The sequence below is a fragment of the Mucilaginibacter lutimaris genome (assembly GCF_042676625.1).
Lineage (GTDB): Bacteria > Bacteroidota > Bacteroidia > Sphingobacteriales > Sphingobacteriaceae > Mucilaginibacter > Mucilaginibacter lutimaris.
The window spans coordinates 81,945-94,812 of sequence record NZ_JBHTIA010000002.1 but is presented as its reverse complement, the minus strand read 5'-3'; the positions used below and the strand labels follow the sequence as shown (position 1 = coordinate 94,812).

Sequence of the window (12,868 nt, the reverse complement as noted above, 5' to 3'; positions counted from 1 at the left end):
TACTATTTGTATTTGTGCATAAAAGAGATTATGAACGCATAGGCATGTTAAACAATCATAAATACCATTTCCCGATTTTTCCACATCCGTTTTGTGCCTAAAGAGTTTGGTTTACCTTTGGGGGTTACATTTATTTTTACATGACCGAAGAACTAAACCTGGTAGAAATTGCCAAAAAACATGTGCTGCTGTTACAAAGCCGCAAAGCTTTAAAAGGCCGTTGCCCTTTTCATACCGATGAAACCACTTCTTTAATGATTATCCCGCACACCAATATGTTTAAATGTTTTGGCTGCGGTGCTGAGGGCGGCCCTGTAGAATTTTTAATGAGGATAGAAAATAAAAGCCGTAACGAGATAATAAGCCGGTTGGCTAAACAAAACTTCCCGGCTTAATGAAGGTTATAATAGCCGAAAAGCCATCTGTAGGGCGCGAGATCGCTAAGGTGTTTGGCGCAACCAATAAGAAAGATGGCTATATTGAAGGTAAAGGCTACACCTTTACATGGGCATTTGGCCATCTGCTGCAACTTGCCGCTCCGCAGGAATACGGCTTTTACGGTTGGAACGTGCAAAACCTGCCCATGCTACCGCAAAAATTCAAATTAGCCATCCGTAAGGTTAAAACAAAGGATGGCCTGGTAGATGACCCGGGGGTTAAAAAGCAACTAAATATCATAAAAACCCTTTTTGATGAAGCTACCGAAATTATCGTAGCTACTGATGCCGGACGCGAAGGTGAACTCATCTTCCGTTATATATATTACTACCTTAAATGCAAAAAGCCATTTAAACGCCTGTGGATCTCATCACAAACAGACGCAGCCATTAAAGATGGTTTCAGGAATTTAAAGCCAGGGGCTGACTACGATTCCTTATTTAATTCCGCGCATTGCAGGTCGCAGTCAGATTGGTTGGTGGGCATGAATGCCACGCAGGCCCTAAGTTTATCGGCAGGTACACGGTCGGTACTATCACTTGGCCGCGTGCAAACACCAACGCTTGCCATGATCTGCGCGCGTTATATAGAGCATAAAAACTTTGTACCGCAAAACTTTTACCAGGTGGTGATACAGCCCGATAAAGACGGGCAGGCGTTTAAGGCTGTATCCGTAACCAACTTCAAAACTAAAGAAGAGGCCGAGGCCGTGCTGCAACTGGTAGAACCAACCTGCACAATTGAGAACGTAGAAGCAAAACCGCGAAAAGAGCCGCCACCACTATTGCATGACCTAAGCAGCCTGCAGCAGGAGGCCAATAAGCGTAAAGGTTTTACCGCCGACCAAACCCTCACCCTATTACAAAATCTTTACGAGAATAAACTTGTAACCTACCCCCGTACCGGAAGCCGATACATTGGCGATGATGTATTTGCAGGTGTGCCACAATTAATAGCAGGATTTACGGAGCACGTTGAGTTTGGCAAACAAGCTATAATACTTACTTCGGCGAAGCTGAATAAACGAAGCGTAAACGCCAAAAAGGTTACCGACCACCACGCGATATTACCAACCGGAGAAAAACCCAATCATCTTACTGACGACCAACAGGCTATATACGATATGGTTGCCGGGCGAATGCTGGAGGCTTTCCATGCCGATTGTATAAAGGAGATCACGAAGATCACGATACTATCAGGCACAAAGTTTCTGGCAAGTGGTACAGTTATACAAACCGCGGGTTGGCGGGCGGTTTTTAATGATAAGGACGAAGAGAAAAAGGACGAAGAAAACGCAACGCTCCCGGCAGTTAAGCCAGGAGAAATATTGCCTGTAACAGCTAAAGACATACTGGAGAAGCAAACCAAACCCAAACCACTTTACAACGAAGCCAGCCTGTTAAAGGCGCTGGAAACGGCCGGCAAGGAAATAGACGATGATGAGCTACGGCAGGCCATGAAAGACAGCGGCCTTGGCACACCGGCCACACGCGCCGCTATTATAGAAACACTATTGAAACGGGATTACATAGCCCGCGAAAAAAAGAACCTGGTTCCTACATCAACGGGCCTGTCTGTTTATAACGTGGTAAAGGACCAGCGCATATCGCAGGCCGAATTAACCGGCGCCTGGGAAAAACGCCTTGAAGAGATCCGCAGCGGCGCATCAGTGAGCGCATTTCAGGAGGAGATTAAGGTTTATACGAGGGCTATCACCCAGGAACTGTTACAAGCCGGTAAGGGTATGGCGCTCAAATAGCACTATAACCTTAACAAGTTATCCGATCAGCTTAAAATATTGTTATTTGGCTACCGGGAATGCAGATATCCTTAACCTCGCGCCGCCCATTGGTACTAAAGTTAGCTGAGTAACCAGCTCGCTGTTTTTAACCGGGCTTTGCGGCAGCACGCTGCATAAACCGTATTGGTCTATCGTCCAATCGGGTATTTTTTTGCCTTTTGCTAAAAGCCGTATCGGCGCGCCTGCGTTGGTAAAGGGGTTATTATCTTTAGGCCATTCTTGCTGTACAACTTTAAAAGAGTTTTCGGGATGCTGCTTATCCAATACCAGCCCGTAATTCCAGGCCGATGCCGGGTGGATCTCGTATGACGGCCATTTCTCAGGATCGGCACCGGCCTGCCAGCGCGAATCGCCTATGGCCGTTTTCTTACTATCCTCTTTTATATATTTCTCGTCTATCTTTAACGAGTAAGTTAACGGGCCGTAGTTTACACTAATACTGTTTTTATTTTTGGCCCATTCACGCACTTCTATCTTCATTGGTAATCGCAGGATAATCTTGTCACCGTTCTTCCAGGTTTTAGCCAGGCGTATATAGTCGCCTTTATCGCTCGTAACTTTTACCGGCAAGCCGTTGACTTTAACTGAGGCGCCCTCACACCATTCGGGCACGCGTAAATACATCGGGAAGTTTGTGGCCTTAGCTGTGTTAACGGTAAAATTCACCTCGTCCCTAAAAGGATAACGGGTAGTTTCGGTTATGGTTACCGCTGCACCGTTACCAACTTTCGCTTTTACCTGGCCCTGCGTGTATAACTGGGCTACCAAACCGTTATCCGGAGTAGCCATCCAGCTATTTTCGGCATAATAAACCCAACCTGCGGCGTGGTTATGCTGGCAACAACGGCTACTAAAAGGGTTCATCATTAAAAAAGGCCCGTTATTATCAATACCCGGGTTATGATTTTTGCCATCGCTTAATACCATGTTGGGCGCGGTTAAATAGCGTAGCGACCTGTAATCGGGCATAAAAGCTGCCGAAAATGTATTGAAAGCAACGTCTTCGCAATTGGCGGCCCAAAAGCTGTCGCCGGTAATGCCCAGCAGCATTTGGTCTGATGTCATTTGCTCAACCATTCCACAGGTTTCTACTGCCTGGCGTGGGTCGTCATAACCTTTACGGGCATTTTCGTCGGCGCCAAACATACCTCCCGGCACCTGGCCGTAAATATCACGTATCAGCTTAAAATCGTTATAAGTGGCTGCAATATCTTGCGGGTTATGGCTTTGCAGATAAAAAGTGGCCGGCTCCCTAAAGCATTGTGCAACGTTTACATTGTGCCAGTTGGGCAGATTGTTGGCCTGTCGCCAGTTGGCGGTGTTTTTATCAAGTTTAGATGCAAGCTCCAGCAAAAATTTGTCGCCCGTGCGGTTGTAAAGCCAGTAAACACTAGCAATATTATCCCCGCCGCGGCTGTTCTCCCAATAATCCTGCAACAGCTTACTATCCGGTAACGACAATTGAAATTTAAAATATTTGGTCATGAAAGGGATTACACGCTCATCTTTACTATATTCATAATACGACTGCAGGCACCAAAGCATAGGCATATTGGTCCATAGGTCGCGGTTACTATCATGTTCAACAGCAGGCCCAAAATCCCCGTTATCGCGCTGATTATTTAGTACGGCATCTATCCAGAACTTAGCTTCGGCTATCATCTTTTTATCGTCGAGCATATAGCCAATATTAGCATAACCCTTTAGCCAATAAGGTAATTCCTCCCAACCATATTCGCCTTTTCCCTCTTTATTAAGCCAGGCGTTGTTGGTTTTTGAGAGCCAGATGCTTATTTCACCAAGGTTACCGGTAAGGCCATCGCGCTGTAGCTCAAGCGCTTTTTTTAACCACCCTCCTGCTTTTATACTGCCTACAGGTAACTTTACAAAATACGCCTTTTGCAAGGGCGCGCGGTTGCTGATATAATTTGCATTTAAAGTACTGTTATTTATTTTTTTAAGCATAGTAGCCTTTACAGCCTGGGCAGATGATATTTCTATACACGCACAGCTAAGTATTAACGATAAACTAACAAGCTTACCAAGTGTGTTGAAGTAATTCATTCGATAGGTTTTATTTGGCAATTAGGAGAATACAATTTTACGTGTTCAGAATGTAATTTCCCTACATGCTTCGAATTAATTTTATGGCACAAAAATAAGGCACCTACACAAGTTTTGTCATCCAATCCTCATTAGTTTTATCCCGATAAAATGTTTGTAAAACTTGCTCGTCATCATATTATGGCAAAACGACTCCCTCTTGTACTGTTACTTTGGTTAATAACCAATGTATATTTTTTTCAGGTTCTAGCAACACTAACTGCAAACCCTTTGGTCCACCTGGCTTACCGCTTAATTGATATAATCCTGTTAACCGGCATGGTTTCGCTTGTTTTTTTACCAAAGGGTGGTAAAATAGCACAACATATTATAACCGGGCTTATGGCATTTATGCTGCTTACATTTGTACCACGCCTGTTCTCGGTACCTGTATTACTTATTGAAGATATTACCCGCATGTTCAGGGGCTTTCCGCCACGGGCTGTATGGGTTAGCCAGCTTACCGCGGCATTAGCAGCCGTTATATTTTTGGTGGTTTTATTTGGCGTTACCCGTGGCCGGCACTTTTACCGCATACGCCGCGAAACACTTTATTTGCCCGACCTACCGGAGGCTTTCGACAATTTTACCATAACTCAACTGTCCGACATCCATTCCGGCAGCTTTACCAGCGACACCGGTGTACAAAAAGGGCTTGATATGGTAAATGCACAGGAAAGTGACCTAATTTTGTTTACCGGCGACCTCGTTAACAATAAAGCATCAGAAATGGACCGATGGATACCCGCATTTTCAAAATTAAAGGCTGCTTATGGCAAGTTCTCAGTATTGGGCAACCACGATTATGGCGACTATATTCCCTGGGAAAGCGAAAAAGCTAAACACGATAACTTAACCCGTTTGAAACAGGTGCATGGCGATATTGGCTTTAACTTATTGCTTAATCAGTCTATCAGTATCAAAAAAGATGGGCAGGCCATTAACCTCATAGGTGTTGAGAACTGGGGAAAGGGCGGTTTTCATAAATATGGCGACCTTGAAAAGGCAGCAGCCGGCTTACCTGCAAATAGCTTTAACATTCTCATGTCGCATGACCCTTCGCATTGGGATGCGGTAACACTTGGGCATCAGCAGCATATTCATTTAACGTTTGCAGGCCATACCCATGGTATGCAGTTTGGCATCGAGCTTTTTGGCTTTAAATGGAGCCCAATTAAATATGTGTACAAGCAATGGGCAGGGCTTTACGAGCAAGCAGGTAAATACCTTTACGTTAACCGCGGCTTTGGCTATCTGGGTCTAAAAGGGCGCATTGGCATGTGGCCCGAAATTGCGGTGATTACCCTGAAACACGGTTTGGCATAATAAACCATATAGAAGCACGGCAGCTATTTAAAATTCCACCATACTGCTGTTTTAGGTGCTTGTCCCAAAGTATAGGGTTCGCCAATACGGGGAACGTTTACAGGCATGCCCAGTTTTTTGGCCGCGGGAAGTAACTTTTGAATGGGTTCATTCCAGGTATGGTCTGATGCTTCAAACCTGGCCCAATGAACAGGTTGTAGCATATCTGCCTGCAAATCAACGGCGGCCTGGGCGGCCTGCCCAAGCCACAAATGCGCCCATGGCCAATTGGGGCTATATTGCCCGCACTCCATCAGTGCGAGGTCAAACGGCCCATATTGGCTGCCAATTTTTTTAAAGTGTGAGCCATAGCCACTATCTCCACTATAAAAAATACGGTAATCACCCATTTGTAACACATAAGAAGCCCAAAGCGTTTTATTCGTACTGCCGTAGGTGCGGTTACTTCGGTGTTGCGCCGCTGTAGCTGTAATTTTAAGGCCGCCGGGTAGCGTTGTGGTTTGATCCCAATTTAGTTCGATGATCTTATTAGAATCAAATCCCCAATAAACCAAGTCAGAGCCTACCCCTTTTGGCACAACAGCCATTTTAATGTGGTTCCGCAATTTTTTGAGGGTGCTATAATCTAAATGGTCATAATGGTCATGAGATATAACCAGCACATCTATATGCGGCATATCCTTTACATGGTAGTTTGTTGTACCTTCAAAGGCCGTAACCAACCCGGGCACAGGCCCCGCATGATTACTAAAAACCGGATCAATAAGTATATTGCCCTGCGTGCTTTTAATAAGTAACGATGAATGCCCAAACCAAACTATGGTTGGCGCCGGTGTTGGCAATGTTTTCAAGTCTGTTTTTACCCATGGCAGGGGTTGGGCGGGCCGGGTAATTTTAGACCGGTTGTGTAATAATAATAGAAACTTATTGCGCTTAACCGTCGAATCAGACTGTTCAGCCAAGTTTACAAACGCCCCGTTTTTAAAATTAGGCAATGTATCTAACCGGGCAAGCGCCTCGCCTTTAGGGTTTTCTCCTACCGACTTTACCAGGCCGCAACCGACAGCCATCAATAGCAACATAACCAATCCTACCCCTATGCAACTAATCTTCATATAATAAGCCTAATAACGTTAAGGGCAGCTTATTATTTCGCCATTTCGATTAACGTAGGTACCTCAATCACTAAACAAAGGATTGGGGTAACGTATAGTTGTTATCTTTTTTTTAAGCGATCACCGTCGTGTAAACGCCTGGATCTCAAATAGGCAAGCAACTCTTTAGGCCGGTCTGTTTGTAACACAGTAGCGCCGTGGCTTATCAGCCAGTCCCAGCTATCTTTTTTGTTATTTTCTTCAACGGCCAAATCATCATCATGCCCGGCGTTTAGGGATGCCCATAACGAATTAAACCAGATCTTTGAACCGGCAGCGGTTATAAAACGGTTATCCTTAAGTATGGATGAAGTATCGCTCCTGAAGTTAAACTCGAATGCCCAGGGCTTTATATTTTTAAGATACTCTACAATAATTGCCCTTGCATTGGCCTTATCAAGGTTTACTATTGGCATAAATACAATGCTGTCTATAAGTTTGGGATACTTTCCTTTTAATTCGGGATAGGTAACTTCTGCCTTAAACAACGCTTGTTTAAGTGTGCCTGTTTCTTTTAATACAGCGTATGCTTCTCGGTAGTAAGGATAACTTTTATCGAGGTTTACCAATACGGGTTTGCCTTTTAGGGCCAGCATCACTTCTTTAAAAGTAGGTATAGGGTTGCGGGTAACGCGGCCAAGGCCATTCCTTAGCCTAAATTTTTGTATCTCGGCCAGTGTGTAGTCTGATGGCTTGCCTTTGCCGTCGGTGGTGCGGTCAAGCGTTTGGTCGTGTAAAATGATCAGTACGCTATCCTTCGTTTTATTAAGGTCAAGTTCAACAATATCTACACCCATAGCTGCCGCATACTCAAAAGCCCGTAACGAATTTTCGGGTGCATTGCGCCAGTCGCCACGGTGCGCTGCAACCATTACCTTATTTTGAGCTGCTAAATTTATAGTCTGCAATAATAGCAGCACCAGTATCAATTTTGCTTTCATAATATATGAAAGGCAAGGAGTGTAACGCCCCTTGCCTTTGTTTAATTTTGGTTATTTACTGTAGCCCGGATTTTGATACATTTTTTCGGGATTAAGCTTATACTCATCAAAAGGTATTGGATAATACCTGTCTTTGGCGTTAAAGTTGGCCAATTTAGGTATGCCAAAATCCGATTGATTTTTTGCCTTAAAGTATGCTACCAGTTCGTCGGTGGTAAAGGTGCGCAACAGATCGAACCAGCGGTGATGTTCAAAGGCCAGCTCTACGCGGCGTTCATGCAAAATAGCAAGGCGCAGGTTAGGATATTTGGCTGCATAGGCCGGGTTTGCTAATGATGCGGTATAGCCCGGCAAACCTGCCCTGGCGCGTACCATATCTAAATATCCGGTTGCACCTGCTACATCGCCTAAATAATTGCTTACCTCGGCCAGCATCAGTATCACATCGGCATAACGTATCAAAATCCAGTCGTTACCGCCGTAACCAAGGTTTGAAGCTCCGGAGCTGGCATCTCTAAACTTAGTTATAAAATAATCCTTTACAATCGGGTCGTTGGCAAATTTAACCGAGAACGCCATACGCGGGTCGCCCGTTTCGTAATCTTTGATCAGATCTGGTGTTACGTTACCACCTACCCCGGCCGATTTTACCAGCGAGTTAATAGTTTCGCCCTTTGCCTGGTTATTGGCCGCAATGGACGAACTATAGTTGATATCGCCCTGTTTATTTACGATTTGCCAGATGATCTCAGGACAGGTGGATTTTTTGGTTACGTCGAAAATATCCGTATAAGGGATTGTGCTCAAGTTACCGAACGTGCGCACATTGTAAGCTGCTAACAGGTAAGTTTTGGCATTATTAAGGTTTTCGGTACGGCCGGCTTGGTCTTGTGTGGTAGCCATAGTTAAATACACCTGGCCTAATGTAGCATTTATAGCTGCTTTTGACGCACGGCCAATGCCCGCCCCCGTTTGTAAGTTGGGCAGGTTACTGTTCAGCGCGTCTTTAAGGTCGGCAACTATCTGTGCATACACAGCGGCTTGTTTTTCGCGGAAGGTGTTCTCGGCCACTTCCTCAAACGACAGTTGTTTGGTTACCAAAGGCACATCGCCCCATAACCTTACCAGGTGGAAATACATTACAGCGCGCAAGAATTTAGCCTCGGCGGCGTATTGCTGCTTTTGCGCCGGATCGGCAAAAGTAACCTTGTCGATATTTGAAAGCACTACGTTAGCACGTGAAATTGTACCGTACAGGGATACCCAGTGGCTTTTTAAATAAGTATTACTGGCGAGGATAGAAAAATCTCCAAACTGGAATGGCTCGCCCGCGTTGGATTGATTGTCGTTACGGCCGGTGTCATCAGACCGTTCATCCGTCCATAGGCCGCTATTTTCGCCAATGTTGTTGCTGCTGCGTAACGATTGATAGATACCGTTTACCGCGGTAAGAACATCATCAGGGGTACGGAAACTTTGCCCCAGCTCAATTGCGTTGGGGTCTTTTTGCTCCAGAAAATCTTTTTTACATGAAAACTGCGACAGCGTTAGTATGGCTGCGCCTGCTGTTATGATGATTGACTTTTTCATTTCTTTTTTCATTTAAACGTTAGAATGTAGCCCTGATACCTAAATTGTATGAGCGTACCAATGGGTACACCCCGTAATCTACGCCCGGTGCCAGGTTTGGCGGCTGTGTGTTATTTGATGCACCGCTACTGTAATTGTAATCAACCTCGGGGTTGTAACCTTTATACTTGGTAATGGTAAAGGCATTAACTACCGACCCATATAAGCGAAGCCCTCCTATACCTAACTTATCGGTAACCAGCTTTGGCAGGGTATAACCTAAAGTGATATTGTTACAACGAAGGAACGAACCATCCTGCAGGTAGAAGGTTGATAAGCGTGTACTATTGCTTTGTGTACCCGCGCGAGATGCACGGTAAACGGTACCATTCCCGGGGTTGGCAGCGTTGCGGTAACGGTTTGCTACATCGGCATAGTTGTTACCGGAGCCTTCCATGTTGTATAAGTAGTAATCCTGTCCATCTAACACATCATTACCCTGCGAACCGTTAAACGATGCGCTCAGATCTATCTTCTTATAGGTAGCGCTCACGGCAAATCCGTATGTAAAATCAGGATAAGGGTTACCAATAATAGTTTTATCGGCATCGTTTACTACTCCGTTATGGTCTGTATCTTCAAAGTACAGGTCGCCCACGTGCAACGGGTTCGATTGTGATGAAGATGGCGCCACTTTATTGATGTTTTCTTCGGTAACTATGCCGGCTACTTTAAACCCATAAAACATACCTACAGGCTGGCCTTGCTGTGTAATACTGGTTAAGTAAGAACGCTCGGCACCATTAATAATAATGGTATTGTTGCTGCTAAGCTTAGTTACTTTATTACGGTTGATGGATATGTTACCACTGATGTTAAGCGTAAAATCTTTTTTGCTGATAGCCCGGCCATCTAACTGGAAATCGAAACCTGTGTTGCGGATCTCTGAATTACGCAGGTTGGTAAGAATGGTAGTAGCTCCCGAAATAGCCGAGATGGGCTGGTTATACAGCAGATTATACGATTTACTTAAGTAATAATTAGCAATAACCGATAAACGGCCTTTAAACAAACCAACTTCGGCACCAAAATTATACTGCGAGGTTGATTCCCAGCTCAGGCTTGGATCGGTTAGGCCATTTGCATAGGTGGCAGATGAAACCGTGCTGTTATTGCCAAACACAACACCGGTTGGGCTTGCTAAAGTTTGCAGGTAGCCATAGTTACCAATGTTATAATTACCGCTAAGGCCCCAGCTTGCACGCAGCTTTACGGTAGACTGATCGCCCAGGAAGTTATTGTAGAAGGGTTCTTCAGACAATGTCCAGCCGGCAGCTACCGACGGGAAGTAACCGTACTTATTTTGAGGCCCAAAACGCGATGAACCATCCGCCCTGAAAGACCCGGTCAGGTAATATTTGCCTTCGTAGTTATAAGCTACGCGGCCAAAATATGATAACAGCGTAAAGTTAGATTTACCTGTTGGGCCGCCGTTAAGCGTAAAGAAAGTCGCGTCAGCGCCTTTGCCTGTAACTTCGGGAACGTTATCGTTCTGGAAACCTTTGGCTGATACGCTAAGTGCATCGCGCATGTTTTTTTGTATTGTGTAACCGCCAAGCGCGTCTATACGGTGTTTACCCAGCTGCTTACTAAAGTTCAGGGTAAATTCTGCCAGTTGGTCGGTAACCGAGGTGGTTTGTGCCGTAGCTGTTGCAGCCGCTATAGCTTGTGGCGAACCCGGAGGATTTGCACCACTGCTAAGCGTGGTTGGCAGGTAGTAATCGTACTTTTCATTATACGTGTTATTTCCTACGTTAACCTTAAAAGTTAAATCGGGCACTATCTTATAACTTGCTAACGCGTTAATACTGGTACGATACCCTTTCCGGCTTATTTTAGTACGTGTAGCCAGAGCAACCGGGTTCTCTATACTTTGATAGCCGTAAGCCGATGATTGCGCAGCGGCAGCGTTTGTAGCCAACGAACCATCGGCATTATAGGCCGGGAAAAACGGCATATAAATAAGCGCGCCTAATATTGGCCCGTGGTCAAACCTGCCCTCTTGTATCTCGCGGTTGTAGTTTGATGTATAAGATACATTGGCGCCAACATGCAGTTTCTTGCTAATATCAGATTCAATATTCGACCGGAAATTATAACGCTCCTGCCCGGATGACAGGATAATACCCGGCTGGTTTTGATAGGCACCGCTAATGTAGTAACGCGTACCGCTACTACCGCCAGAAAATGAAAGCGTGTGTTTTTGAAATAGCGTATTACGGTAAAGCTCGTCCTGCCAATCAGTATTTACCGTTTGGTCAATAAGTTTTTGATTTGGAAAGTCGTACAGGTAATCAGGGATCTGTACGCTGCCGGCATTACCTACATTCGCCACGCGGGTTGTGTTTGGGTCGGAATACATGGCGTCGTTCCAGGTATGGCCGGTGTTCACCCACAGATCATGATAGGCATTGTTACGTCCATCGATTACCAACTGGGCAAAATCATCCGAGTTAAGTAATTTCACCTTGTGGGCCAGCTGATCTGAGCCTATCTGAATATCATACTCAAACTTTCCTTTTCCTTGTTTCCCGTGTTTGGTAGTTATTAAAACTACACCGCCTGATGCCCGCGAACCATATATGGCAGCTGATGCCGCATCTTTTAGTATATCGATAGATTCTACATCTTCAGGATTAATGTAAACATCATTATTTGCCGGGTAGCCATCAATTACATAAAGCGGATCGGAACTGGCGTTGAAAGAACCGACACCACGCACACGTATCTTTGTGCTTTGATAAGGTGCGCCGCTTGTTTGCGACACCTGCACACCCGCAACCTTACCAACCAATGCCTGCCCTAATGTAGGCGCTGCAAGGTTAAGCTCACTGGCTTTTACGCTGGATATGGCACCTGTTACATCGCTTTTGCGCATGGTTTGGTAACCTATAGCTACTACTTCATTCAGCATATTAGCCTGCGGATTTAGCTTTATATTAACCGGCCCTTCTTTTACAGTTACCTCTTGGCTTATATAACCTATAAAGCTAAACATGAGCACAGCGCCCCTATCCGCCTTAATCGTGTAGCGGCCCGTTGCATCAGTACTTGTCGCTATTGTAGTATTTTTAACCTTAACAGTTACACCGGGGAGCGGCTGGCCTGTTTCATCTATCACCCGGCCGGTGATATTATCGATATTAGCGGTACCTGCGGCTGTTGGGCCGGCTATTACCGGGGCAGAGAACATTAACAGTAAAACAATAGTTATACTGTTAAATGCTACTCTTAAAAGATTGTGGATAATCTTTTTTTGCATACATTTAAAAATTAATTGTTGAAAAACTTATGGTATGAGTTAATTGACAAGCATCACAAAACCGGATAAATGTTAGCGCAGTTTCCGGTTTTTGTGTTTTACGCTTTAAATAGAATGGAGATGGTTAATGTGCTACATAGGCAAGTAATTAGTAGAATTTAAACTTAATTAACAACTTTTATAAATTAAGCAAGTTAAAGGCTATAACTTTGTT

8 protein-coding genes are annotated in these 12,868 nt (G+C 44.8%); 3 read left to right on the top strand and 5 right to left on the bottom strand.

Going from position 1 to position 12,868, the window contains the following annotated elements:
* The first annotated feature begins 140 nt into the window (after positions 1 to 140).
* Both ACFQZI_RS00425 and ACFQZI_RS00420 read left to right on the top strand, forming a co-directional pair.
* Entirely contained in the window at positions 141 to 395 is a 255-nt protein-coding gene (locus ACFQZI_RS00425; RefSeq protein WP_377137234.1) for a CHC2 zinc finger domain-containing protein, read from the top strand.
* Positions 395 to 2,197, top strand: a complete 1,803-nt coding sequence (locus ACFQZI_RS00420; RefSeq protein ID WP_377137232.1) for a DNA topoisomerase 3 — start codon at positions 395 to 397, stop codon at positions 2,195 to 2,197. The genes ACFQZI_RS00425 and ACFQZI_RS00420 overlap by 1 nt, the downstream gene beginning before the upstream one ends.
* 42 nt (positions 2,198 to 2,239) lie before the next feature.
* On the opposite strand, the gene ACFQZI_RS00415 is transcribed toward ACFQZI_RS00420, so the two are convergent.
* Positions 2,240 to 4,303, bottom strand: coding sequence for a beta-L-arabinofuranosidase domain-containing protein (locus ACFQZI_RS00415; protein WP_377137230.1), 2,064 nt, complete (start codon positions 4,301 to 4,303; stop codon positions 2,240 to 2,242).
* A 318-nt stretch (positions 4,304 to 4,621) separates the two neighbouring features.
* Between ACFQZI_RS00415 and ACFQZI_RS00410 the strand changes: the two genes are divergently transcribed.
* A complete protein-coding gene (locus tag ACFQZI_RS00410; RefSeq protein WP_377137228.1) occupies positions 4,622 to 5,668 on the top strand; it encodes a metallophosphoesterase in 1,047 nt (348 codons plus the stop codon).
* A 23-nt stretch (positions 5,669 to 5,691) separates the two neighbouring features.
* Here the strand turns inward: ACFQZI_RS00410 and ACFQZI_RS00405 are convergent, their stop codons facing one another.
* From ACFQZI_RS00405 to ACFQZI_RS00390, 4 genes are all read right to left on the bottom strand, one after another.
* On the bottom strand, positions 5,692 to 6,783 hold the full coding sequence (locus ACFQZI_RS00405) for an MBL fold metallo-hydrolase (RefSeq protein WP_377137226.1): 1,092 nt from the start codon (positions 6,781 to 6,783) through the stop codon (positions 5,692 to 5,694).
* Positions 6,784 to 6,884: 101 nt separating this feature from the next.
* Positions 6,885 to 7,763 carry a glycerophosphodiester phosphodiesterase family protein gene (locus ACFQZI_RS00400; protein WP_377137224.1) on the bottom strand — a complete coding sequence of 293 codons (879 nt, stop codon included), beginning with the start codon at positions 7,761 to 7,763 and terminating at the stop codon, positions 6,885 to 6,887.
* A 51-nt stretch (positions 7,764 to 7,814) separates the two neighbouring features.
* Positions 7,815 to 9,353, bottom strand: coding sequence for a RagB/SusD family nutrient uptake outer membrane protein (locus ACFQZI_RS00395; protein WP_377137222.1), 1,539 nt, complete (start codon positions 9,351 to 9,353; stop codon positions 7,815 to 7,817).
* A gap of 19 nt (positions 9,354 to 9,372) precedes the next feature.
* Entirely contained in the window at positions 9,373 to 12,654 is a 3,282-nt protein-coding gene (locus ACFQZI_RS00390) for a SusC/RagA family TonB-linked outer membrane protein (RefSeq protein ID WP_377137220.1), read from the bottom strand.
* Positions 12,655 to 12,868 lie beyond the last annotated feature (214 nt).